Source organism: Stenotrophomonas rhizophila (assembly GCF_001704155.1).
GTDB classification, from domain to species: Bacteria; Pseudomonadota; Gammaproteobacteria; order Xanthomonadales; family Xanthomonadaceae; genus Stenotrophomonas; species Stenotrophomonas rhizophila_A.
In genome coordinates this window covers 1,865,333-1,889,759 of record NZ_CP016294.1, presented here as the reverse complement: position 1 = coordinate 1,889,759, position 24,427 = coordinate 1,865,333, and the positions used below count along the sequence as shown (strand labels likewise).

General features: G+C 67.7%; 20 protein-coding genes. 10 read left to right on the top strand and 10 right to left on the bottom strand.

Features of this window, described 5'->3' with window-relative positions; genetic code table 11:
* The first annotated feature begins 13 nt into the window (after nucleotides 1–13).
* From BAY15_RS08615 to BAY15_RS08605, 3 genes are all read left to right on the top strand, one after another.
* On the top strand, nucleotides 14–568 hold the full coding sequence (locus BAY15_RS08615; protein WP_068851216.1) for a YaeQ family protein: 555 nt from the start codon (nucleotides 14–16) through the stop codon (nucleotides 566–568).
* A 10-nt stretch (nucleotides 569–578) separates the two neighbouring features.
* Nucleotides 579–1,763, top strand: a complete 1,185-nt coding sequence (locus tag BAY15_RS08610) for an NAD(P)/FAD-dependent oxidoreductase (RefSeq protein ID WP_068851212.1) — start codon at nucleotides 579–581, stop codon at nucleotides 1,761–1,763.
* Nucleotides 1,764–1,853: 90 nt separating this feature from the next.
* Nucleotides 1,854–3,923 (top strand): GGDEF/EAL domain-containing response regulator, encoded by a 2,070-nt coding sequence (locus BAY15_RS08605; RefSeq protein WP_068851209.1) that lies wholly within the window; start codon nucleotides 1,854–1,856, stop codon nucleotides 3,921–3,923.
* A gap of 447 nt (nucleotides 3,924–4,370) precedes the next feature.
* On the opposite strand, the gene fabV is transcribed toward BAY15_RS08605, so the two are convergent.
* The 6 genes from fabV to queA form a co-directional block, all read right to left on the bottom strand.
* Complete coding sequence (gene fabV, locus BAY15_RS08600) at nucleotides 4,371–5,627, bottom strand: enoyl-ACP reductase FabV (protein ID WP_068851206.1); 1,257 nt, start codon at nucleotides 5,625–5,627, stop codon at nucleotides 4,371–4,373.
* Between the two features lie 172 nt (nucleotides 5,628–5,799).
* Complete coding sequence (gene secF, locus BAY15_RS08595) at nucleotides 5,800–6,780, bottom strand: protein translocase subunit SecF (protein WP_068851203.1); 981 nt, start codon at nucleotides 6,778–6,780, stop codon at nucleotides 5,800–5,802.
* A gap of 16 nt (nucleotides 6,781–6,796) precedes the next feature.
* On the bottom strand, nucleotides 6,797–8,653 hold the full coding sequence (gene secD, locus BAY15_RS08590; protein ID WP_068851200.1) for a protein translocase subunit SecD: 1,857 nt from the start codon (nucleotides 8,651–8,653) through the stop codon (nucleotides 6,797–6,799).
* A gap of 61 nt (nucleotides 8,654–8,714) precedes the next feature.
* The gene (gene yajC, locus BAY15_RS08585; RefSeq protein WP_068851197.1) at nucleotides 8,715–9,059 is read right to left on the bottom strand and encodes a preprotein translocase subunit YajC; all 345 of its coding nucleotides are present in this window, start codon (nucleotides 9,057–9,059) and stop codon (nucleotides 8,715–8,717) included.
* A gap of 153 nt (nucleotides 9,060–9,212) precedes the next feature.
* Nucleotides 9,213–10,343 (bottom strand): tRNA guanosine(34) transglycosylase Tgt, encoded by a 1,131-nt coding sequence (gene tgt / locus BAY15_RS08580; protein WP_068851195.1) that lies wholly within the window; start codon nucleotides 10,341–10,343, stop codon nucleotides 9,213–9,215.
* A 58-nt stretch (nucleotides 10,344–10,401) separates the two neighbouring features.
* On the bottom strand, nucleotides 10,402–11,433 hold the full coding sequence (queA, locus tag BAY15_RS08575; RefSeq protein ID WP_099047392.1) for a tRNA preQ1(34) S-adenosylmethionine ribosyltransferase-isomerase QueA: 1,032 nt from the start codon (nucleotides 11,431–11,433) through the stop codon (nucleotides 10,402–10,404).
* A 248-nt stretch (nucleotides 11,434–11,681) separates the two neighbouring features.
* Between queA and BAY15_RS08570 the strand changes: the two genes are divergently transcribed.
* Together BAY15_RS08570 and BAY15_RS08565 are read left to right on the top strand one after the other, a co-directional pair.
* Entirely contained in the window at nucleotides 11,682–13,178 is a 1,497-nt protein-coding gene (locus BAY15_RS08570; protein WP_068851189.1) for an aminotransferase class III-fold pyridoxal phosphate-dependent enzyme, read from the top strand.
* Between the two features lie 41 nt (nucleotides 13,179–13,219).
* On the top strand, nucleotides 13,220–13,819 hold the full coding sequence (locus tag BAY15_RS08565; protein ID WP_068851186.1) for a TIGR00730 family Rossman fold protein: 600 nt from the start codon (nucleotides 13,220–13,222) through the stop codon (nucleotides 13,817–13,819).
* Here the strand turns inward: BAY15_RS08565 and BAY15_RS08560 are convergent.
* Nucleotides 13,809–16,694, bottom strand: coding sequence for a bifunctional diguanylate cyclase/phosphodiesterase (locus BAY15_RS08560; RefSeq protein WP_068851183.1), 2,886 nt, complete (start codon nucleotides 16,692–16,694; stop codon nucleotides 13,809–13,811). The genes BAY15_RS08565 and BAY15_RS08560 overlap by 11 nt on opposite strands.
* A 241-nt stretch (nucleotides 16,695–16,935) precedes the next feature.
* Between BAY15_RS08560 and BAY15_RS08555 the strand changes: the two genes are divergently transcribed.
* The 5 genes from BAY15_RS08555 (at nucleotide 16,936) to BAY15_RS08535 (ending at nucleotide 21,018) form a co-directional block, all read left to right on the top strand.
* Nucleotides 16,936–17,454 carry an RNA polymerase sigma factor gene (locus BAY15_RS08555; protein ID WP_237334334.1) on the top strand — a complete coding sequence of 173 codons (519 nt, stop codon included), beginning with the start codon at nucleotides 16,936–16,938 and terminating at the stop codon, nucleotides 17,452–17,454.
* Nucleotides 17,451–18,383 carry a hypothetical protein gene (locus BAY15_RS08550; RefSeq protein ID WP_068851177.1) on the top strand — a complete coding sequence of 311 codons (933 nt, stop codon included), beginning with the start codon at nucleotides 17,451–17,453 and terminating at the stop codon, nucleotides 18,381–18,383. The genes BAY15_RS08555 and BAY15_RS08550 overlap by 4 nt, the downstream gene beginning before the upstream one ends.
* Before the next feature lie 10 nt (nucleotides 18,384–18,393).
* Complete coding sequence (locus BAY15_RS08545) at nucleotides 18,394–19,002, top strand: IMPACT family protein (protein WP_068854632.1); 609 nt, start codon at nucleotides 18,394–18,396, stop codon at nucleotides 19,000–19,002.
* The gene (locus tag BAY15_RS08540) at nucleotides 18,995–20,761 is read left to right on the top strand and encodes an ABC transporter transmembrane domain-containing protein (protein ID WP_068851174.1); all 1,767 of its coding nucleotides are present in this window, start codon (nucleotides 18,995–18,997) and stop codon (nucleotides 20,759–20,761) included. Before BAY15_RS08545 ends, BAY15_RS08540 begins: the two co-directional genes overlap by 8 nt.
* Before the next feature lie 68 nt (nucleotides 20,762–20,829).
* Complete coding sequence (locus BAY15_RS08535) at nucleotides 20,830–21,018, top strand: hypothetical protein (RefSeq protein ID WP_068851171.1); 189 nt, start codon at nucleotides 20,830–20,832, stop codon at nucleotides 21,016–21,018.
* A 116-nt stretch (nucleotides 21,019–21,134) separates the two neighbouring features.
* On the opposite strand, the gene BAY15_RS08530 is transcribed toward BAY15_RS08535, so the two are convergent.
* From BAY15_RS08530 to dnaJ, 3 genes are all read right to left on the bottom strand, one after another.
* Nucleotides 21,135–22,247: a prephenate dehydrogenase gene (locus BAY15_RS08530; RefSeq protein WP_068851168.1), complete on the bottom strand. Its 1,113-nt coding sequence runs from the start codon at nucleotides 22,245–22,247 to the stop codon at nucleotides 21,135–21,137.
* Nucleotides 22,244–23,152: a pyridoxal kinase gene (pdxY, locus tag BAY15_RS08525; RefSeq protein WP_068851165.1), complete on the bottom strand. Its 909-nt coding sequence runs from the start codon at nucleotides 23,150–23,152 to the stop codon at nucleotides 22,244–22,246. The genes BAY15_RS08530 and pdxY overlap by 4 nt, the downstream gene beginning before the upstream one ends.
* A 108-nt stretch (nucleotides 23,153–23,260) precedes the next feature.
* Nucleotides 23,261–24,388 carry a molecular chaperone DnaJ gene (gene dnaJ, locus BAY15_RS08520; protein WP_068851162.1) on the bottom strand — a complete coding sequence of 376 codons (1,128 nt, stop codon included), beginning with the start codon at nucleotides 24,386–24,388 and terminating at the stop codon, nucleotides 23,261–23,263.
* Nucleotides 24,389–24,427: the final 39 nt, after the last annotated feature.

Below are 24,427 nucleotides of genomic sequence, written 5' to 3'. Positions count from 1 at the left end.
TTACGGTACCCCCATGGCCCTCACCGCCACCATCCGCAAGGCCGAACTGCAGATCAGCGACATGGATCGCGGCTACTACGCCACCCATAACCTGACCCTGGCCCAGCACCCGTCGGAAACCGATGAGCGCCTGATGGTGCGCATGCTGACCTTTGCCCTGAACGCCGACGAACGGCTGGAATTCGGTCGCGGACTGAGCGTGGACGACGAGCCGGACTTGTGGCGCCGGGACTACACCGGCGACATCGAGCTGTGGATCGACCTGGGCCAACCGGACGAATCCCGCCTGCGCAAGGCCAGTGGGCGTGCCCGCGCGGTGCAGCTGGTGATGTACGGGAGCAGCAACCTGACCGACACCTGGTGGAAGCGCAACAGCGCGGCGTTGAACAAGCTGGCGTCGCTGGAGGTCATGGACCTGCCGGGCGACCTCGTCACCGAGCTTGGCGAACAGATCGAGCGCACCATGCGCTGGGACGTGATGATCCAGGACGGCGAAGTGCGGCTGATCTCGGACAAGAAGGAACTGACCTTCACCCCGACCTGGCGCAAGCAGAAGCCGCAGGCCTGATCCAGCGCCGATGAGTACGATCCGCTGCGATGTCCTGGTGATCGGTGCCGGCGCTGCCGGGCTGATGTGCGCGCTCACCGCCGGCCGGCGCGGGCGCATGGTGCAGGTGATCGACCATGCCAACAAGGTCGGCAAGAAGATCCTGATGTCCGGCGGTGGCCGCTGCAATTTCACCAACACCGGCACCACCCCGGCCAACTTCCTGTCGGCCAACCCGCACTTCTGCAAGTCCGCGCTGGCGCGCTACACGCCATGGGACTTCATCGACATGGTCGAGCGGCACGGCATCGCCTACCACGAGAAAGAGCTGGGCCAGCTGTTCTGCGACATCTCGTCCAAGCAGATCGTGCGCATGCTGGTGGACGAATGCACGGCCGCCGGCGCGCAGATCCGGACCGACTGCGCGGTGGAGAAGGTCGAGCGCGGTGCGGACGGCTTCCACGTGCAGACCGCGCAGGGCCGCTTCCATGCCGCCTCGCTGGTGGTCGCCACCGGCGGCCTGTCCATCCCCAGCCTGGGGGCCACCGGCTTCGGCTATGAACTGGCTCGCCAGTTCGGCCACGAGGTGCTGCCGACCCGCGCCGGGCTGGTGCCACTGACCCTGAGCGGCAAGCACCAGGAGCGCTTCCATGACCTGAGCGGGGTCGCGCTGCCGATCGCGGCGCGCTGCAACGACATGGAGTTCCGCAACTCGATGCTGATCACCCATCGCGGCATCAGCGGCCCGGCGATCCTGCAGATCTCCTCGTTCTGGCAACCGGGCGACGACCTGCGCCTGGACCTGCTGCCCGGACAGGATGCCGAAGACTGGCTGCGCACCATGAAACGCGACCGGGGCGCGGCCGAGCTGCGCACGGTATTGTCCGAGGTGCTGCCGCGCCGGTTGGCGCTGCGCCTGTGCGAACACTGGCTGCCGGACCGCCCGGTGCGCCAGATCGACGAGCGCGAGCTGCGCCAGGCCGCCGCCCTGCTGCAGGATTTCCCGCTGGTGGCCAGCGGCACCGAAGGGTACCGTACCGCGGAGGTCACGCTGGGGGGCGTGGACACCCGCAAGGTGTCGTCCAGCACGTTCGAGTCGCAGCTGGTGCCGGGTCTCCATTTCGTCGGCGAAGTGCTGGATGTCACCGGCTGGCTGGGGGGATACAACTTCCAGTGGGCCTGGGCCAGCGGCCATGCCGCCGGCCAGGTCGTGTAGCGGCCCTTTCATTCCGTGATCGGCGCCCGCCGCCGGCATGGACGAAGTCACATGCATCGTGTATCAAGTTTGCAGTCCGGGGAGTAGTGAATGCAGAACGCGAATGACATCACCGTCCGCCTGCTGATCGTGGATGACAGCGGCGAGAACGCCGAAACCATCGTCAGCATGCTGCGCAACAGCGGCATTGCCGTGCGCCCGGCGCGCCCGCAGAACGTCGAGGAGCTGGGCCAGATCATCGGTGGCCAGCCGATCGACCTGGTGCTGGCCGCGCCCGCGCAGAGCATCCCGCTGCTGCAGGTGACCCAGCAGATCGCGGCCAGCGGCAAGGACATTCCGATGATCCTGCTGGCCGAGACCATCAACGAAACCGAATGGGTGGAAGCCAGCGCCAACGGCATCCGTGCGGTGGCCCTGCGCAGCCGCCCCGAGCACCTGCTGGCGGTGGTGCGCAACGAGTGGACCGACCTGCACGCGCGCCGTGGCCTGCGCCGCATCGAGGCGCAGATGCGCGAAACCGAGCGCCGCTGCGACGCGCTGATCTCCTCCTCGCGTGACCCGATCGCCTACGTCCATGAAGGCATGCACATCCGCGCCAACGAGGCGTACCTGGAGATGTTCGGGTTCGAATCGTTCGACGACGTGGAAGGCATTTCGCTGCTGGACATGGTCGCCCCGCAGCACGTGGACGGCTTCAAGCAGCTGCTCAAGTCGCTGAGCAAGGGCGAAGCGCCGCCGCCGCAGTACCAGGTGGACGCGCGCAACCAGGACGGGGCGGTGTTCGCCGCCACGATGGAATTCACCCCGGCCACCTATGAAGGCGAAAGCTGCCTGCAGGTGGTGTTCCGCCGCCGCATGGAATTCGACCCGGAGCTGGCCCGCGAGGTCGAGGACCTGCGCCAGCGCGACCAGGTCACCGGCCTGCTCAACCGCCAGACCTTCATGCTGCACGTGGAAAACGCGGTGGCCCAGGCCGGCCGCAGCGAGGGCCGGTTCGGTCTGCTGCTGATCGAACCGGACCACTACGCGCGCCTGCTGCCGGACATCGGGCTGGACTCGGCCGATGCCCTGATCGCAGCGCTGGCGCGGGTGCTGGCCGACACCGTCGGCGACACGGCGCAGCTGGCCCGCTTCGGCGAGCACAGCCTGGCGGTGCTGACCGAAGGTGCGTTCGCCCAGACCGAGGCATTGGCGGACCGGATTCGCGAGGCGTTCGCGGCGCAGGTGTTCAGCATCGGCGAGCGTTCGGCCACGGTCACGGTCAGCATTGGCGGTGTACAGGTCGGCGAGAAGATCGCGAGCATCGGCCAGGTGCTGGCGCGCGCCACCGAATGCCAGCAGGCTGCATCGGAGCTGGGCAACACCAGCCGGATCTTCGATCCGGCGGCAGTGGACCGCGTGGAAGAAGAACGCATCCAGCGCTGGGTGGCCCGGATCAACGAGGCACTGGCCGGCGACGGCTTCCAGCTGCATTACCAGCCGGTGCTCAACCTGGGCGGCGAACCGCTGGAGCTGTACGAGGCCTACCTGCGCCTGGACAACAACGGCGAGCTGGTCAGCCCGACCGCCTTCCTGGGCATTGCCGAGGAACACGGGCTGCTTGCGGACATCAACCGCTGGGTGGTGGCGCATGCGATCAGCGTGCTGGGCGAGCGCGAGCGCGCGGGCCATGCCACGCACATGATGGTGAAGATCACGCCGGAGTCGTTCAACGACCCGCAGATGGTGGCCACCATCCGCCGCGAGCTGCAGGCGCACGGCGTACCGGGCGAGCGGCTGTGGTTGCATGCCCCGGAAGCGAAGGTGTTCACCCACCTGCGCAACGCGCAGCAGTTCCTTGCCGACGTGGCACCGCTGGGCTGCCGGATCGGCCTGGAGCAGTTCGGCTCGGGGCTCGATTCGTTCCAGCTGCTGGCGCACTTCCAGCCGCAGTTCCTCAAGCTGGACCGCGACTTCACCAGCGATTTCGCCCGCACCCGCGAGAACAGCGAGAAGATCGCCGAAATCACCACGCGCGCGCAGGAAGCCAACATCCGCACCATCGCCGAGTTCGTCGCCGACAATGGCTCGATGAGTCTGTTGTTCAGTGCCGGGGTTGATTACGTGCAGGGTGAGTTCGTGGGGCCTGCCGCGCCTGCGATGAACTTTGATTTTGGTTGATTGCTGACAGCAAAAGCAGGGGCCTGCGGTTTCACTGTTTTGGGTCGGCGGGGGTGGGTTTGCGGGACACGCCGTGAACCCATCCATGGGGGCTTGTAGAAAACCCACCCCCGCCGACCCATCGACGGTTGGTCGGTGGCCACTGGTGTAGAGCGACGCCCTGCGTCGCTGATCTTGATCTTGATCTTCCAACCGCATGCGGCCATCTGTCGGGGGCGGTTGGCGGGCAGCCCTCGTAGGGACTGTCAAAAACATGGATGTTTTTGCCAAGCCTACATGGACGTACTTGCGGCGTGTCCCGTAGGGGGCTGCCCGCCAGCCGACCCACTCGCAGGGATCAAGACGCTGCTCTACGCGCCAACCCCAAAACGAAAATGCCGCCCAGACCGGGCGGCATTTCGCTTTTCAGCTTTCAGCCTTCAGCTTTCAGCTTTCAGCAGACCAGACTCAGGTCAGATCAACCAGGTTCGGAATGACCACATCGGTAGCGACGTCCGCTTCGTAATCCACGCCGTCCACGCCAAACCCGAACAGGCGCAGGAAGTCGGCCTTGTAGCCGGCCAGGTCGCTGATCTCGTACAGGTTCTCGTTGGTGACCTTCGGCCACAGCGCCACCACTTCGGCCTGCACGTCCGGCGCCATTTCCTTGTAGTCCGCACGCAGGCGTCCGGCTTCGTCGACCAGCTCCACCGTGCGGCCATCGGCCAGCAGCTGGTGGCGAAGGCGATCGGCCGCCGCGCCGCTTTCCTTGCCGCCGTAGATGATGTCGTAGAGCGTATCGAGCTGCTCGATGCAGCCCTCGTGCGTGCCGCGCTCCTTCATCACCTTGAACAGCAGCGACAGGTACAGCGGCATGGTCGGGATCGCCGAGCTGGCCTGGGTCACCACCGCCTTGAGCACCGACACGCGCGCGTCGCCGTTGATCGGCGCCAGCTTGGCGCGGATGCCCTGCACCTTCTGGTCCAGGTCCTTCTTGGCCGCACCGATCGAACCATTCCAGTAGATCGCCTGGGTGATCTCTTCGCCCACGTAGGTGAAGGCCGTGGTGGTGGCGCCGTCGGCCAGTACGCCGGCTTCCAGCAGCGCGTCGATCCACATCTGCCAGTCTTCGCCGCCCATCACCGCCACCGTGCCGGCGATCTCTTCCGGCGTGGCCGGCTCGATCGTGGTTTCGGTGATCACTTCCTTGTCCGTATCCAGCCCGCGCAGCGTGATCGGCGCGCCGATCGGCTTGAGCGTGGAACTGATCACTTCGCCGGTCTTCGGGTGCTTGCGGCGCGGCGCCGCCAGGCTGTACACCACCTGGTCGACCTGGCCCAGGTCCTGCTTGATCAGCTCGATCACCTTGGCCTTGACCTCGTCCGAGAACGCGTCGCCGTTCACGCTGCGCGCGTACAGGCCCGCCTGCTCGGCGTACTTCTGGAACGCGGCCGAGTTGTACCAGCCTGCCGTACCCGGCTTGGTTTCGGTGCCCGGACGCTCGAAGAACACGCCCAGCGTGGCCGCACCGCTGCCGAACGCGGCGGTGATGCGCGCGGCCAGGCCATAACCGGTGGACGCACCCAGCACCAGCACCCGCTTGGGACCGTTCGGCACCTTCGGCTGGGCCTGGATGTAATCGATCTGCTGCTTGACGGCTGCGTCGCAGCCGACCGGATGGGTGGTGACGCAGATGAAGCCGCGCACACGCGGTTTGATGACCATGATGACCTCGATGGGAATGGTGGGCCTCGGGAACGGCCGCACGCAACCCGGGAATCGTAGTGCGCACGGCCAGACAGCACAACCGACGCCCCGGTACGGTGGACATGAAAAAACCGCGCAACGCGCGGTTTCTTCAGGTGCCACCGGAGTTGCCGGCCTGGGCCGGCAACCGTTACGGCCGGCGTTCCAGGGCTTCGACGTCCTTGGCCTTGGGCAGCAGGTCCTGCTTGCTCACGCGCAGGAAGCCGATGGTCAGCATCGGCACGGCCACCAGGATCGAGGACAGCACCACGATCACCGCACCCACCATGTGGGTTTCGGCCAGGCCTTCCAGCGAGGCGCCGCCGTACATGTACAGGGCGAGTGCCGACAGGAAGAACATCACCGCGGTGATCACCGTACGCGACAGCGTCTGGTTGATCGAGCGGTTCAGCACTTCCAGCGGGTCGGCGCGCAGGCTGCGGAAGTTTTCGCGGACACGGTCGAACACCACGATGATGTCGTTGATCGCAAAGCCCATGACCGACAGCAGGCCGGCCAGCAGGTTCAGGTCGAACTCGCGGCCCATCAGCGACATGTAGGCCAGCGTCACCAGCAGGTCGAACAACGCCACGATGCTCGCGGTGACCGCGAACTTCCATTCGAAGCGGAAGCCGATGTAGATCAGGAAGCCGGCCAGCATGAAGATCGTCGCGTACAGGCCGTTCAACGCCAGGTCCTTGCCGATCTGCGGGCCCACGAACTCGTTGCGCAGGATCGTGGCCGGGTTCTCGCTGGTGGTGATCGCCTTGAGGACCGCGTCGCCAGTGGCCTTGTCTTCGGCGCTGGCCGCACCGGTACCCGGTGCGTGTTCGCCGTGCGGGGCCAGGCGGATCAGCACGTCGGTGTTGCCACCGAAGCTCTGCACCTGGGTGCCCTCGAAGCCATTGGCTTCCAGGCGCGAGCGGACCTCCTCGACGTCCATCTGGCGATCGAAGCGCGCTTCGATCAGGGTGCCGCCGGTGAAGTCGAGTGCGAAGGTGAAGCCCTTGATGCCGATGATGGCAACCGAGGCCAGGAACAACGCGATCGTGACTGCCATGGCGACATGGCGCCAACGCATGAAGTCGATCTTGGTGTCGTTCGGGAGGATGTGCAGCGGAAACAGTTTCATTGTGCGTGTCGTCCCGTCAGATGGCCACGTTCTGGAGCTTCTTGCGACGGCCGTAGATCAGCGTCGCAAGTGCGCGCGATACGGTGATCGCGGTGAACATCGAGGCGAAGATACCGATGATCATCGTCAGGGCGAAGCCCTTCAGCGGACCGGTGCCGAAGGCGAACAGCGCCACACCGACGATCAGGCCGGTCAGGTTGGCGTCGAGGATGGTGCCGCTGGCGCGTTCATAACCGGTCACGATCGCGGTCTTGCCCGGCATGCCCGCACGCAGTTCCTCGCGGATGCGCTCGTTGATCAGCACGTTGGCGTCGACCGACAGGCCCACCGACAACGCCAGGCCGGCAAAGCCCGGCAGGGTCATGGTGGCACCGAACAGCGACATCACCGCCACCACGATCAGCAGGTTGAACAGCATCGCCACCGAGGTGATCAGGCCGAACATGCGGTAGTAGATGGTGAAGAAGACCAGGGTGAACATGAAGGCGTAGACCACCGCCGTGATGCCGCGCTCCACGTTCTCCGCACCCAGGCTCGGGCCGACCACGCGCTCTTCCACGAAGTCCATCGGCGCGGCCAGCGAGCCGGACTTCAGCAGCTTGGCGAGTTCTTCCGATTCCTTCTTCTCCAGGCCGGTGGTCTGGAAGTTCTTGCCGAACACGCCGTTGATGTTGGCCACCGAGATCACTTCCTCGTTGACGCGGAAGCTGCGCACTTCCTTGCCATCAACCATGGTCACGGTCGGCACGCGCTCGGTGTACACCACCGCCATCGGCTTGCCGACATTGGCGCTGGTGAAATCGAACATGCGCTGGCCGCCGACGCTGTTGAGCGTCACGCTCACCGACGGGGTGCCGGTGGTGGCGTCGTTGACCGCCTGCGCGGCCACCATCTGGTCACCGGTGACGATCACGCGCTTGTTCAGCAGGATCGGGACGCCGCTGTCGCGACGCTTGTAGACCTTGGCTTCCGGCGGAATGCGACCGGTGTCGATGGCGTCCTGCGCGTTGCCATCGACCACCGCGCGGTATTCGAGCGTTGCGGTCGCGCCGATCATGCGCTTGGCTTCGGCGGTGTCCTGCACGCCCGGCAGCTGCACGACCACGCGGTCGGCACCCTGGCGCTGGATGATCGGTTCGGCCACGCCCAGCTGGTTGACGCGGTTGCGCAGCGTGTTGATGTTCTGCTCGATCGCACCGTTGGTGATCTGGCTCAGCTCGGCGTCCGGCACGGTCACCGTCAGGCGCTTGCCCGACACGTCATAACCGAGGGTGGGCTGTGCCTTTACCAGCGCCAGCCGTGCACGCTCGGCGGCGGCATCGTCGGTCGACGGGCTCAGCGTGGCGACGATCGAATTGTCCGGGCGGCGCTCCACCGACTGGAACGGAACGCGCGCCTCGCGCAGCGTGCCGCGCACGTCTTCGGCGTAGGCATCCATCCGCTTGTCGATGGCCGCCTTCTGGTCCACCTGCAGCACGAAGTGCACGCCACCCTGCAGGTCCAGGCCCAGCACCATCGGGCGACCGCCCAGGCGCTGCAGCCAGTCCGGCACGGTCGAGGCCAGGTTCAGGGCCACCGTGTAGTTCTCGCCCACGCTGTCGCGCAGCCTGGCGCTGGCCGCCGCCTGCGCCTGCAGGTCCGGCAGGCGCACGATCAGGCTCTCGCCTTCCTTGTCCGCGCCGATGGTGTTGATCCCGGCCTGCTTCAGGTCGGCCAGCACGCGGGTGCGAAGGGCGTCATCGACCTGGCCGCCACGGTTGGCGGTGATCTGGACGGCGGGGTCCTTCTGGTAGATGTTGGGCAGCGCGTACAGCGCGCTGAGCGCCAGTACGATCAGGATGACGACGTACTTCCAGCGTGGAAATTCAAGCATTGCCAGGTTCCTGCGCGGCGCCAGTCCCGGCGCCGCGGTTGTGCTTCGGAAAGGGAGTGGCTTAGTTGGCCGACTTCAGGGTGCCGGTCGGCAGCACGTTGCCCACGGCGCCCTTCTGCACGCGGATGTTCACGTTGTCGGACACTTCGATGGTGACGAAGTTGTCGCCGATGGCCTTGACGGTGCCGGCGATACCGCCGTTGGTCAGCACTTCGTCGCCGATCTTGATCTTCTCCAGCATCGCCTTGTGTTCCTTCTGGCGCTTCATCTGCGGGCGGATCATCAGGAAGTACATGATCGCGATCAGGATGATCGGGAACAGCAGCGTGGTCAGGCCCATGCCCTGCGGCTGGCCACCAGCGGCTTGGGCGTGGGCGGCGGGAATCAGGAAGGCGATCAGGTTCATGGTGTGTCCTTGGGTTGGGAGGCGCCCTACCCCTTATGGGGTCGGGTGTCGCCGCGAAACAGGGGTCAGCCGCGAAGTATGCCACGGCCCCGGGAGTTCGTCCTTGGGCCGTTTGGCAGGGTCCGCGCGCCGGATCGGGGCCGGGCCGGCCGCTTACAGCGGCGGCGTGGCCATGCCCCGGGCCGCATAGAAGGACTCGCGGAAGGCCTCGAAGGTTCCCGCCGCGATGGCCGCGCGCATGTCGGCCATCAGCCTCTCGTAGTAGTACAGGTTGTGGAGGGTGCCCAGCATGGGCGCCAGCATTTCGTTGCAGCGGTCCAGGTGGCGCAGGTACGAGCGGGTGTAGCCACTGGTGCAGGCATGGCAGCCGCAGCCCGGCTCGATGGTGTCCATGTCGCGCTCATAGCGGGCGTTGCGGATGCGCACGGTGCCGAACGAGGTGAAATAGTGGCCGTTGCGCGCGTTGCGGGTCGGCATCACGCAATCGAACATGTCCACCCCGCGGGCGACGCCTTCGACCAGGTCTTCCGGCCGACCCACGCCCATCAGGTAACGCGGGCGGTCGGCGGGCAGGATCGGGTGCATGTGGTCGAGCATCGCGTTGCGCTCGTGCTCGGGCTCGCCCACGGCCAGGCCGCCGATGGCGTAGCCGTCGAAGCCGATCTGCTGCAGGCCTTCGGCCGAGCGGCTGCGCAGGTCGTGGTGGACCCCGCCCTGGACGATGCCGAACAGCGCCGCGTCATTGCCCAGTTCGTCGTGCGCGTTGCGGCTGCGCTGGGCCCAGCGCAGGCTCAGCTCCATCGAGGTGCGCGCCACCGGCTCGGTGGCCGGGTACGGGGTGCACTCGTCGAAGATCATCACGATGTCCGAATCGAGCACCTTCTGGATCTTCATGCTCTCTTCCGGGCCCAGGAACACCCGGGCACCGTCGGTCGGCGACGCGAAGGTGACGCCCTGTTCGGTGATCTTGCGGCGGTGCGCCAGCGAAAACACCTGGAAACCACCGGAATCGGTCAGGATCGGCCCATTCCAGCGCGCGAACCCGTGCAGGCCGCCGTGGTCGGCGATCACGTCCAGGCCCGGGCGCAGGTACAGATGGAAGGTGTTGCCCAGGATGATCTCGGCGCCCAGGGCGCGGATCTGCTCCGGCAGGATGCCCTTGACCGTCCCATAGGTACCCACCGGCATGAAGGCCGGGGTTTCCACCGTCCCGCGCGGGAAGGTCAGGCGGCCACGGCGGGCGCGCCCGTCGGTGGTCTGGAGCTGGAACTGGAGTCGGGACATGGAGCGGGCATTCGGGCAAATAATTGTCGATTATCGCCGAAAACCGCCGCCGACGCGCTCAATCCGCCTGCGGGAACAACAACATGGCGTCGCCATAACTGAAGAAGCGGTACTTTTCCTCTATCGCGGCGCGGTAGGCCTCGAACACCCGCGCCTGCCCAGCGAAGGCGGAAATCATCATCAGCAGCGTGCTTTCGGGCAGGTGGAAGTTGGTGACCATCGCGTCCACGCTGCGGATCCGGTAGCCCGGGGTGATGAAGATCTGGGTTTCGCCTGCATACGGCAGCAGCTCGCCGTCGCGCATGGCGCTTTCCAGCGCGCGCACCACGGTGGTGCCCACGCCGATCACCCGGCCACCGGCGGCGCGCGTGCGGCGTACCTGCTGGACCAGTTCGGGGCCCACGTTCAGCCACTCGCGGTGCATCACGTGGTCCTTCAGGTCGTCGGCACGGACCGGCTGGAAGGTACCCGCGCCCACATGCAGGGTCACGTGGCCGAAGCCCACGCCCTGCGCGGCCAGCGCCGCCAGCAGGCCTTCATCGAAGTGCAGGCCGGCCGTCGGCGCAGCCACCGCGCCCACTTCGCGCGCGAACACGGTCTGGTAGCGCTCGCGGTCGTCCAGCCCCGGCTCGCGCTGGATGTAGGGCGGCAATGGCAGCCTCCCCGCGTGGAGCAGCCACTGTTCCAGCGGCTCGGGCACGTGGAACCGCAGCACGTAGAATTCGCCATCGCGGCCCAGCACCTCGGCCTCGCCACCGGCATCGAGCGCGATCCGGCTGCCTGGCTTCGGCGATTTGCTGGCGCCCACCTGGGCCCGGGCCTGCTGCCCGCCCAGCAGGCGTTCGATCAGGATTTCCACCCGGCCTCCGCTGGCCTTCTGGCCGAACAGCCGGGCCGGGATCACCCGGGTGTCGTTGAATACCAGCAGGTCGCCGGCCTGCAGCAGCGACGGCAGGTCGCGCACCTGGCGGTGTTCGAACGCGGCCGGGGCCTGCGGCACCACCATCAGGCGGCTGGCCGAGCGCTCGGCGAGCGGGGCCTGGGCGATCAGTTCAGCGGGAAGGTCGTAATGGAAGTCGGACTTCTTCAAGGGAGCGCACGGCAACGTGTAGACAATGTCGGGCATTGTACGACTGGCCCCCGGTGGCAACGCCAGAAGCGTTGAACGTCGCGCAAAATGCTGCTTTGCAACAGTTTTTTGCGGGGTTATCGCGCGAAAAACCGCGTGATAGCATCGAACCGGAAGTCTGATGCATGAGCCGCATTGCCCCAGGCGCGCGCCCCCGGTCGCGCGTTTTGCATTTGCGCCATGCCGCCAATCGTTTCAGGAGATCTGCAATGAGCTTCATCGAACGCCTCGCCCCCCTCCGCGCCCAGCCCGGCACCCGCCTCACCGCCGGGCTGGATGACGCCACCCTTGAACGCCTGGCTGCCGGCCACCCGCAGCTGGTGGCAGCCGTAGACGCCGCCGCCGCCGAATTCGAGCGCGTCCGCGCCGACCTGGACGAGGTGCTGGCGCTGGATGAGCGCGCCCAGATCGATGCGATGCAGGACGGCTTCGTCAATTTCTACGCCGATGACGCCGTGACCCCGTACGTCGCCCTCGCCGCCCGCGGCGCCTGGGTGGTGACCCTCAAGGGTGCGGTGCTGTACGACGCCGGCGGCTACGGCATGCTCGGCTTCGGGCATACCCCGGAGGCGGTGCTGGAGGCGATGGCCGCCCCGCAGGTCATGGCCAACGTGATGACGCCGAACCTCTCGCAACAGCGCTTCATCAAGGCGCTGCGCGCCGAGATCGGGCACCGCCGTGGCGGCTGCCCGTATGCGCGGTTCATGTGCCTGAACTCCGGCTCCGAAGCGGTCGGCCTGGCCGCGCGCATCGCCGATGTCAACGCCAAGCTGCAGACCGACCCGGGTGCGCGCCACGCCGGCGCGAAGATCAAGCGGGTGGTGGTCAAGGGCAGCTTCCACGGCCGTACCGACCGCCCCGGCCTGTACTCCGATTCCAGCCGCAAGACGTACCTGCAGCACCTGGCCAGCTACCGCGGCGAGGACACGGTGATCGCGATCGCGCCGTACGACGAGGAGGCCCTGAAGCGGGTCTTCGCCGAGGCCGAGCAGAACCACTGGTTCATCGAAGCGATCTTCCTGGAACCGGTGATGGGCGAAGGCGACCCGGGCCGTGCGGTGCCGCCGTCGTTCTATGCGCTGGCGCGTGAATTGACCCGCCAGCACGGCAGCCTGCTGCTGCTGGATTCGATCCAGGCCGGCCTGCGCGCGCACGGCGTGCTGTCGATCGTGGATTACCCCGGCTTCGAGGGCCTGGACGTGCCGGACATGGAGACCTATTCCAAGGCCCTGAACGCCGCGCAGTTCCCGCTGTCGGTGCTGGCGGTGACCGAGCATGCCGCGCAGCTGTACCGCAAGGGCATCTATGGCAACACGATGACCAGCAACCCGCGTGCGCTGGACGTGGCCTGCGCGACGCTGTCGTTGCTGACCCCGCAGGTGCGCGACAACATCCGCCAGCGCGGCGAAGAGGCCGTGCGCAAGCTGGAGCAGCTCAAGGCCGAGCTGGGCGGGCTGATCACCAAGGTGCAGGGCACCGGCCTGCTGTTCTCCTGCGAGCTGGCCCCGCAGTTCAAGTGCTACGGCACCCATTCCACCGAGGAATGGCTGCGCAACCATGGCATCAACGTGATCCATGGCGGCGAGAACTCGCTGCGCTTCACCCCGCATTTCGGGATGGACAGCGACGAACTGGACCTGCTCGTGAACCTGGTCGGCCGCGCCCTGAAAGAGGGCCCGCGCCGGGAACAATCGCAGGCCGCCTGACGCCCGTGCGAGAATGGGAGGTTTCCAGTGGAAACCTCCCCATGAAATCCATCTGTGTCTACTGCGGCTCCAACGCCGGCAGCAAGCCCATCTACACCGAACGTGCCATCGCACTGGGCGACCGCATCGCCCGCGATGGCCTGCGCCTGGTCTACGGCGGCGGCAACGTCGGCCTGATGGGCACCGTCGCCAATGCGGTGCTGGCCGGCGGCGGCGAAGTCACCGGGGTGATCCCGCAGCAGCTGGCGGACTGGGAAGTGGCCCACCGCGGCCTGACCGAGCTGGAAATCGTCGGCTCCATGCATGAGCGCAAGTCGCGCATGTTCGAACTGTCCGACGCGTTCGTGGCCCTGCCCGGCGGCTTCGGCACCATGGAAGAAATCTTCGAGATGCTCACCTGGCGGCAGCTCGGCATCGGCAACAAGCCATGCGCCTTCCTCGACGTGGATGGCTTCTACGCGCCCCTGATCGGCATGATCGACCGCATGGTCGAAGAGCGCTTCCTGCACCCGGACCAGCGCGCGGACCTGTGGTACGGCTCGGACATCGACGCCATGCTGGACTGGATGCGCGCCTATGAGCCGGCGCAGGCCTCGAAGTGGATCGACGAAAAGCGCCGTACCGCGCTGATCAACCCGTAACGAAGGTATCCATCGGCGCGGGGCGACCCAGCAGGTAGCCCTGGCCGTAGTCACAGCCCAGCTGCAGCAGGGTCTGCCGCTGGGCCATGTTTTCGATGCCCTCGCCCACGGTTTCGATGCCCAGCGTGCGCGCCAGCGACAGCACGCCCTGCACCAGTGCGTAGGTGCTCTGCAGGTCCTGCCCATGCAGGCCGGCGATGAAGCTCTGGTCGATCTTGAGCGTGGAGATCGGGAAGCGGTGCAGGTAGGACAGCGCCGAGAAGCCGGTGCCGAAATCATCCAGCTGCACCAGCACGCCGCGTTCGCGCAGGGTCTGCAGGATCCGCAGGGTGCGCGGACCGTCGTCCAGCAGCGCCACCTCGGTGATCTCCAGCCGCAACCGGTGCGGGTCGGCACCCGCCGCTTCGATCAGGCCGAACAGGCGGGAGCTGAAATCGGCCGAACGGAAATGGCGTGGCGACACGTTCACCGACAGGTAGCCCTCGCCACCACGTGCGAGCTGGCCAATCACGTCTTCGTAGAGCAGCCAGTCGACCTGCTCGATCAGCCCGCTTTCCTCGCCGAGGTCCAGGAACGCGCTGGGCAGCAGCAGCCCGCGGCGTTCGTGGCGCCAGCGCAACAGTGCTTCATAGCCCACCACCTGGCCGTCGGCCAGGCGCACGATCGGCTGGTAATACGGCAGGAAATCGCGGTTGTTGATCGCCCGGCGCAGGTCCGCTTCCAGATCCAGGCTGCGCAGCGCCTCTTCGCGCATGGCTTCGTCGAACACCGCGAAGCGGTCCTTGCCCTGGGCCTTGGCCCGGTACATCGCCGCGTCGGCGTCGCGCACCATTTCCTCGCCGTTGCGGTAGCGTGGGCTCCACATCGCGATGCCCAGGCTGCCGGAGGGGAACAGCTCGCGGCCCTGCACCCACATCGATTCTTCCAGGGCCATCAGCATCCGCTGCGAGAACTCGCGCGCCGAGGCCAGCCCCTGCTCGCATTCGAGCAGGATCGCGAATTCGTCGCCGCCCAGCCGCGCGACCACGTCATCGCTTCCCACCATCGAGACGATGCGCTTGGCCACTTCCACCAGCATCTGGTCGCCGGCGGCGTGGCCGATGCTGTCGTTGACCAGCTTGAATCGGTCCAGGTCCAGGAACAGCACGGCAAAGCGCAACCCGTCGCGCGAACGTGCGCGGGCAATGGCATCTTCCAGCCGGTCCAGCAGATGCGCGCGGTTCGGCAACCCGGTCAGCGCGTCATGCAGCGCCTGATGGGTGAGCCGCTGTTCGGCGCGCAGGCGCTCGCCGATCTGGCCCAGCAGCTTGCCGTTGACGTCGGCCAGCTCGCGGGTGCGTTCCTCCACCCGTTTCTCCAGCTCGGCATGCGCGTTGCGCAGGCGCTCCTGGTCGCGCTGGCGGGCCAGCCCGTTGCCGATGTTCTGGGCCACGAAGGTGAGCAGGCGCTGGTCGTGGGCGGTGAAGCTGATCTCCGGCGAATAGCTCTGCACCACGATCACGCCGACCACGTCGTCATCGCTCAGCAGCGGCACCCCCAGCCAGCAGTGCGAACGTGCACCGAACTCGTTCACCGTGCCCGACGCGCGCAGTGCATCGATGTGCTCGCGCGAGGCCAGCAGCGGCTGCCGGTTGCGCACGATGTATTCGGTAAGGCCCTTGCTGAACGGTCGTGGCGCACGCGCCGGGTTGTACTCGTCCACCGAGTAGACGAACTCCAGGCCTTCGCCGGATTCATCGACCAGGGCGATGTAGAAATTGCGCGCATCGAGCAGCGTGCCCACCACCCCATGCACCTGCACGTAGAACTGGGCCAGGCTTTCAGCGCTCATCGCCATCTCGGCGATGTTGAACAGGGCCAGCTGCAGCTTCTCGGCGCGGCGGCGTTCGATCACCTCGTCCTGCAGGCTGTGGTTGGCCCGCTGCAGTTCCAGCGTGCGTCGCTCCACCTGGCGCTCCAGCTGCACCTGCGCCTGGCGCCGGTCCATCGCGGTGAGGATGTGCTGGGCCACGTAGCCCAGCAGCGTGCGGTCGGCTTCGTTGTAGCGCACCCGGTGTTCGTAGCTCTGCACCACGATCGCACCGCACACGCGACCCTCGCGCAGCATCGGCACGCCGAGCCAGTCCAGGCTCTCCGGCCCGCGGCTGGGGTCGTATTCGTCGCTCATCGCCGCCAGCAGTTCATTGGACGGCCCGCTCAGCGGCTGCCCATGGCGCAGCAGCGCGAAGGTCAGGCTGCGCGGCATTTCGTGTTCTTCGTAGCTGCGATCGGGATCGGCCACGAAGCTGTCGCGCTGGTCGGCGAAATACAGGAAGCGGATCCGCCGGCGTACATCGTCGTACTCGACGATGTAGCAGTTCTGCGCGTACATCAGGGTATTGAGCACGCGATGGAAGTGCCGCAGCATCTCGGCCATTTCCAGATCGGCACCGGCCAGGTCGGCGATCTCGTACAGCGCCTGCTGCAACCGCTTTGACGTTTCCAGCGAACGGATCTGCTCACGTTGCCGGGCCAGCGCCAGGGCGTCCTGCAGGCCGGTGCGGGCCGCCGCCCACCAGGCGCCATGCGGCGCGGTGCCGTCGGGCAGCGCCACGCGGATGGCGAGCTCGCCGCCCTGGTGCTGCCAGCGGTACAGCGCAGCGCTGTCCGGCGCTGGCGGCGTGCCCAGCAGCGCTTCCAGCAGCACGTGCTCCGGTTGGGCCGACGGCGGGTGGCTGATGCAGCCCTCGCCCAGCGCGGCGTCGGACCAGCCCAAGGTGAGCTGCGCCCCCTCGGGCAGCAACGCGCGCAGCGTCCGCGCAAGCGCGGTGGACACCACCGCGCCACGGTCCGGATGCCCCGAGGTCGTCACTACCTGGCTGGACAACATGTTCATCTCTTCTGGCACCGGAGAACCGGCACCTCCCCTGTACCCCGAGCATAACGCGCTCCCCGGGGGGCAATGGAAGCCCTTGACCCCATTGCCTGCCCTGGGCCGTTGTTCGCTGTGTCTTCCGGCCGGGTCCACCCTTGTGATTTCCGCTGCAGCCCCCGCTCCGCGCCGCTATGCGCAGGCCCATTCAGCGCTTACTCTGTGCGCCGTGGATGCCGCCGCCCTCCCAACCGATGAATCGCTGATGCTGGCCTGGGCCGGCGGCGACCTGCCTGCGTTCGAGGCCTTGTACGCCCGCCACCGCAACCGCCTGTACAGCTTCCTGCTGCGCCAGCTGCGCGATGCGGCGCTGGCCGACGAAATGTTCCAGGACGTGTGGCAGCGGGTGATCGCGGCGCGTGCCGGCTGGCAGCCCGAAGCGGCCTTCACCACCTGGCTGTTCCGCATTGCCCATAATCGGCTCAATGATCATTGGCGGGCGTCACGCCATCGCCCCACGGCGCCCGGCGATGCCGAGGAGCGTGTGGCGCGGATGAGCGACACCCGCACCCCGGAGAGCCAGCTCTCTGATTTCGAACAGCGGCGCCGGCTGCAGCTGGCCATGGAGCAGCTGCCCGATGACCAGCGAACGGTGCTGCAGCTGCGGCTGGAGCAGGAACTGAGCCTGGAGGAGATCGCGCAGATCACCGGTGTCGGCCGTGAAACGGTCAAATCGCGGCTGCGCTACGCGATGGACAAGCTGCGCGCGGAGTTGAGCCCATGAACCGCCCTGATCCACTGACGCCGGAAGAACGCGAGCTGGCCCGCCTGCTCGGTCGCCCTGCGCCGGCGGCGCCGCCTGCGGCCGTGGACGAGGCGGTGCTGGCCGCCGCCCGCGCGGCAGTGCGCCCCGCCGCCGCCGCGGATGCCCCCGCGGCCGCCGCCCCGATGCGCAGCGCGACCCGCCCGCGCTCGCGCCTGCCTGCGGTGTTCGGCCTGGCGGCATCTTTGGTGTTCGCGGTGGGCATCGCCTGGCAGCTCAAACCCGAGGCGCCGCCGCCCGCTGCCCCGGTACCCGCGGCTGCGCAAGCCGCTGCGGATGCGCCTGCCCGTGCCCCGGCAGCTGCCGGTGCAGACGCCGCTGCCGAAGCCACGGCTGAAGCCGCCGCGCCGGTGAGTGCCGAGCCGGCACCGCCCGCTGCCGCGGCGAAACCACGGGCCGCGCGCGCCGCGCCAGCGCCGAACGCCGTGCCAGCGCCCCTGCCGCCGCCTCCGCCCGCACCGCCGGTTGCGCTTCGGGCCGAGGCGCCCGCGCCGCCGGCTCCCATGGCGGCGCCGATGGCTGCGCCCAGCCCGCCCGATGCCAGCGTGCAGGCCGATGAAGCCTCCGCACTCGACCGCGTGGTGGTGACCAGCAGCCGCGTCGACGAATCACGTGAACGTGCGCAGGCCAAGGGCGCCCCGGGTGTCATGCGGCGTGCCGCACCGACCCCCGCTGCGGCGCCCGGCTACAGCCCGCTGTCGGCCAGCGCGATCACCGTGGCGGTGGATGCCGACGCAGCGTTGCCCCGCCGGCAGTGGATCAAGCGCATCCGCGAGCGCCGCGACAACCGCGACCTGGATACCGCGCGGGCCAGCCTGGAGCGTTACCTGCAGCAGTATCCGGAAGCGCGTATTCCCGAGGATCTGCGCGAGCTGCTCGACCCCCACTAGAATGGCGGGGATGCCCGATACACTCGCCACCGCCGTCAGCCACAGCCTGGAAATCAAACACAGCCGTTTCGTCGCGCATGCCGCGCCGATCGGCTCTGCCGAAGACGCACTGGCGTTCCTGCAGCAGGTCGCGGTGCCCGACGCCACGCACAACTGCTGGGCCTACCGGCACGGCAACGAGTACCGGTCCAGCGACGACGGGGAACCGGCCGGCACCGCCGGCCGCCCGATCCTGGCGGCGATCGACGGCCAGGGCTTTGATCGCGTCATGGTGGTGGTGATCCGCTGGTACGGCGGCATCAAGCTGGGCGCGGGCGGGCTGGTGCGGGCCTATGGCGGCACGGCCGCCGAGTGCCTGCGCACCGCGCCACGGCTGCCGCTGGTGGCGCTGGCCGAGTTGACCGTGCAGGCCGCGTTCGAGGACCTGGGCGCGCTGCATGCCGCCCTGGCAGCGCACCTGGCCGAAAAACTGGACGAAACGTTCACCGCCTCGGGCGTGGAACTGCACGTCCGCCTTCCCGCCGATCAGGCCGACCCGTTGAAAACCCGCCTGCGCGACGCCACCCGTGATCGTATCCGCGTGCATCCGCGCACCGAACCAGGCCTTGTCCATGACTGAACCCTCTTCCGCACCGGAACCGGCGCTGCGCCGCCTTGGCAGCCTGGGCACGCTGTGGCCGTTCGTGCGCCGGCACGGCGGGCTGTTTTCAGCCTGGCTGGTGGCGCTTGCCGTCTCTTCCACCGCCACGCTGAGCCTGCCCCCGGCGGTGAAGCTGATGATCGACCACGGGTTCAGCGGCAACGGGCAGATCAACCGCGCGTTCGCCCTGCTGTTGCTGGTGGCGGTGGTGCTGGGGCTGGCCACGGCCGCGCGCTTCTTCTTCGTTTCGCTGCTGGGCGAGAAGGTGGTGGCCGACCTGCGCAGCCGCCTGTATGCGCACCTGATCTCACTGGGCGCCGGCTTCCACGACCGCAGCCGCAGCGGCGAGCTGGTCTCGCGGCTGACCGCCGACAGCGAGCTGCTGCGCAGCGTGATTGGTTCCACCATGTCGGTCGCGCTGCGCAGCAGCGTCACCGTGGTCGGCAGCCTGGTGATGCTGTTCGTGACCAGCCCGCGCCTGGCCGCATGGTCGCTGGTCGGCATTCCGCTGGCGGTGCTGCCGATCGTCATCGGGGCGCGGCGCGTGCGCGGCATTTCGCGCGCCAGCCAGGACCGCATCGCCGATGCCAACAGCCTGGCCGCCGAAACACTGGGCGCGGTGCGCACGGTGCAGGCGCACGCGCGCGAACCGTATGAACGCAACCGTTTCAATGAAGCACTGGCCGAATCGATCCGCGCCGCGCGGCGCCGCATCGGCGCGCAGTCGCTGGTGACGGCCACCGCCATCGTGCTGGTGTTCGGTGCCATCGTGGGCGTGCTGTGGCTGGGTGCGCATGACGTCAACGATGGCCGGATGACGGCCGGCACCCTGGGCCAGTTCGTGCTGTACGCGCTGATCGGCGGTGGCTCGGTCGGTGCGCTGGCCGAAGTATGGAATGAACTGCAGCGCGCGTCCGGCGGCATGGGGCGCATCGCCGAGCTGCTGCACGAAGACATCGAAATCACCGCACCGACCGACCCGCTGCCGCTGCCCACCCCGCTGCGCGGCGAGATCCGCTTCCAGGACGTGGTCTTCCACTACCCGCAGCGCCCTGACACCGCGGCACTGGCCCATTTCGACCTGCATGTGCGCCCGGGCGAAACCGTGGCGCTGGTCGGGCCCTCGGGCGCCGGCAAGAGCACGGTGTTGTCGATGCTGCTGCGCTTCCATGATCCTGCCGCCGGCAGCGTGCTGGTGGATGGTGTGGACGTGCGCCGGGTCGATCCTGCGCAGCTGCGCGCACAGATGGCGCTGGTGCCGCAGCAGCCCACGCTGTTTGCCAGCAGCGCGCTGGAGAACATCCGCTACGGCCGGCTGGAAGCCAGCAACGAGGAGGTGCAGCGTGCCGCGGAAGCGGCCGAAGCCGATGAGTTCCTGCAGGCGCTGCCCGATGGCTACCTGAGCGAGCTGGGCGAGCGCGGTGCGCGCCTGTCCGGCGGCCAGCAGCAGCGCATCGCGATCGCGCGTGCGCTGCTCAAGGACGCGCCGATCCTGTTGCTGGACGAGGCCACCAGCGCGCTGGATGCGCAAAGCGAGCGTGCGGTGCAGCAGGCGCTGGAGCGCCTGATGGCGGGGCGCACCACGCTGGTGATCGCGCACCGGCTGGCCACGGTGCTCAAGGCCGACCGCATCGTGGTCATGGACCACGGGCGGATCGTGGCGCAGGGCACCCACGCCGAGCTGCTGGCCGAAGGTGGACTGTACGCTGAACTGGCCAAGCTGCAGTTCATCGATTGATGACGCACCGATAACGCGGCAGGTTGCATGGTGGCAGCGCCCCATGAACCTGCTGCAGGAGGTGTTTGATGTCGTTCCGTCAGTTTCCCGCGATCGATGCCAATGGCGAAGACCATGTGGTCATCGAATTCAAGGACGAGGCCGGCGATACCGCTGCCGACCCGCACGTCCGTTACGAATTGGCCGGTGGCCGTCACCTGGTGCGCGAGGGTCGGGTGTTCCGGACCAGCGGTGGCGAGCTCACCCTGACCATCTGACTGGTCAATTATTCGCCACCCATCTTGACAGCGTTGCCCCACGGGGGCTGCGCACGGTTATCCACATGCTTGTCCGCATTTCATCCACACCCTCTGTGGATGAATGCGACAGGCTGTCAGCGCGGCAGCACCCGCCCGATGCCGCTGGCGTCGATTTCCACCGCCGCCCGCTGCAGCGCATCCAGGTCACTGCCGGCCACGAACCCCATGCGGAAATGCACTTCGCCGCCTGGCGTGCGCGACGAATGGATCGACGCCAGACTGACCCCATGCCGTTCGAACACATGCAGCAGCTCACGCAATGAACCGGGGCGATCTTCCGGCAGGTGCACGCTGATCGCGTTGCGCTCGGTCAGGTCGGCCAGCAGGTAGCCCACGCGTTCGAAGGTGTAATTGCCTGCCTGCAGCAACGCCTTTCCCTGATGCTCGCGGTTCTCCTGCAGCAGCTGCTCACGGAACGCGGCGCGCGCGGCATCATCGCCCTGCTCCACCTGGCTGCGCAGGGTCTGAAGTTGTCCAAGCAGGCGGTCCAGCATCGGCGCCACATGCGGGTTGCCGAACTGGATGTCTTCGTAGATGACGGGGTTGAGCGAAAGGATGCGCGCGATGATCGCGGTATCCAGTTCGAACGAAGCCGACCGGTACGGCATCAGTTCCGACAGCGGCCCCAGCAGCGGCGCGTATTCGCGCAGCACGCCCGCCTGGGCCAGATGGGTGGCATGCACCATGGCCTGCACCAGCGCCATCACCTGGTCGTGGTGTTCGGGCGTGGCGCGCACGCATTCGGCTTCCAGCGCCGCGCACAGCCCGCTTACCCACGGCTGCCACTGCGACAAGCGCGCTTCGCACACCACCATCACCCTGCCTTTCAGCGTGGGTGCCTTGGGCGGTGCGGTCATCGGGTGCAGCCCGACCACCTCGGCCCGTGAGGCCAGCATCGCAGCCACCGGCTCGCTCTTCACCGAGGTCACGTCCAGCCACAGCCGGCCGGCTTCGCGGCCGGCCGAACGCCTCACGTAATCGGCAATCAAGGCGGGCGTGTGCCGGATCGGCGCGGAGAACACCAGCACGTCCGCGCGCTCCAGCAGTGTTTCGGGATCGTCCGACTGCGGATCGGCCGGATCATGCCCGATCACCTCAAGCCCCAGGCGCTGCTCGAGGAACGTGCGCAGCCAGCGCCCATACGCGCCGGCGCTGCCGACGATGCCGACAACCGGGCGCAGGCTCACGCCAGCCGCTCGGCGCGGAAGCGGTGCGGCTGCGCAAGCGCGGCCGGTGCGGCGGCCAGCACGTCGAATTCTTCGTGGTCGTTGGCCAGGGTGGCCTCCAGCGCGGCGTGTACGCCCGAGATCGACCGCGACAGCGCCTGCTCGAAGCGCTCACCGCGCAGCAGGAACGCCACCAGCAGCGACATCAGCACGTCGCCGGTGCCGGCCACGTCCACCGGCAGGTGCGGCGAGGACCAGCGCCAGATCGCATCGCGGCTGACCGCCAGTGTGACCAGCTCACCCGGGTCGCCGCCGACGCTGTGCGCCAGCACCCATTCCGGCCCGCGTGCCAGCAGCGCCTGCGCGGCGGCAATCGCATCGGCCTCGGCCAGGCTGGGCAGGCCGGTCAGCCGGCCCAGCTCGAACGCGTTCGGGGTGACCAGCCAGGCATGCGGCAGCAGGCGCTCGGCGAAGATGGTTTCCAGGCCCGGCTCCACGTAAGGACCGGTGTGGGTATCGCCGATCACCGGGTCCAGGCAGTAGCGCAGCTGGGGCGACGCCGGCAGCACCGTGTCGAGCCAGTCGGCGAACGCCGCGCCATTGCCGACGCTGCCGAAGTAGCCGGACACCAGCATCTTCGCGCGCGCCGGCAGGCCGCGCTCGCTGGCGCCCAACAGCAGGTCGGCGAACCAGTCGGCCGGCAGCACGCGGCCCCGCGTGGTCGGATAGAACGGCGCATTGCTCAGCAGCGTGGTCGGCACTTCGGCCACGCGCACGCCCAGCGCACGCAGCGGCGGCACCGCCGCGCTGTTGCCGGCGTGGCCGTAGACCAGCTGCGACTGGACCGAGATGACGTCGACCGGCGACGGACCGTCCGGGCGCTTGCGGCGCCCATGGACCAGATGGCTTTCGAGGGTATCGTTCATGGCCCATTTTAGAGCGTACCGACCAACGGCCGGTACCTGCCCGCTGAATCGCAGGCACAAAAACGCCGGGACGTGCCCGGCGTTTTCGTTACCGATGGAACCAACCGCTTACGAGGTCATGCGATCCCAGAAGCCCTTCACACCATCGATGAAGGTCGCCGACTTCGGCGAGTGCTTGCGCGCTTCTTCGCCGGTGAAGGTGGTTTCGAACTGTTCCAGCAGCTTGCGCTGCTCGGCGGTCAGGTTGACCGGGGTTTCCACCACCACGCGGCAGTACAGGTCGCCTTCGCTGCGGCTGCGCACCGAACGCACGCCCTTGCCGCGCAGGCGGAACAGCTTGCCGGTCTGGGTTTCGGCCGGGATGCGGATTTCCGCATAGCCGCCCAGGGTGGCCACGCGCACGGTGTCGCCCAGCGCGGCCTGCGAGATGCGGATCGGCACTTCGCAGTGCAGGTCGTCGCCATCGCGCTGGAAGATGGCGTGCTCGCGCACCCGCACTTCCACGTACAGGTCACCCGGCGGCGTGCCGGCCGGACCGGCCTCACCCTCGCCCGCCAGGCGGATGCGGTCGCCGGTGTCGACGCCCGCGGGCACCTTGACCGACAACACCTTGTCTTCCTCTACCCGGCCATTGCCGTGGCAGGTCTTGCAGGGGTTCTGGATGATCTGGCCGCGGCCGTTGCAGTTATGGCAGGCCTGCTGCATGGCGAAGATGCCACGCTGGATGCGCACCTGGCCCTGCCCACGACACACGCTGCAGGTTTCCACCTTCCCGTCGTCCGAACCGCTGCCGTGGCAGTCGTCGCACTCGGCCAGGGTCGGAATCTCGATGCGGCGCTCGATGCCACGCACCGCTTCTTCCAGGTCCAGCTCCATCACGTAGCCGATGTCGGCACCGCGACGGGCCTGGCGCGGACCGCCGCCGGCACCGCCAAAGATGTTGCCGAAGATGTCGCCGAAGATATCGCCCATGTCCGGGCCACCCGGGCCGCCACCGCCGCCCATGCCGTGCTCGAAGGCCGCGTGGCCGTGCGCATCGTACATGCGGCGCTTGTTGGCATCGGACAGGGTTTCGTAGGCTTCCTTGCACTCCTTGAAGGCCGCTTCGGCGGCGCTGTCGCCGGGATTGCGGTCAGGGTGATGCTTCATCGCGCAACGGCGATAGGCCTTCTTCAGTTCTTCTTCGGTCGCCGTGCGGGTAACACCCAGCACTTCGTAGTAATCGCGCTTGCTCATGGTGTGAATCAGTATCCGGAAGTCGGGATTCGTCAAAGC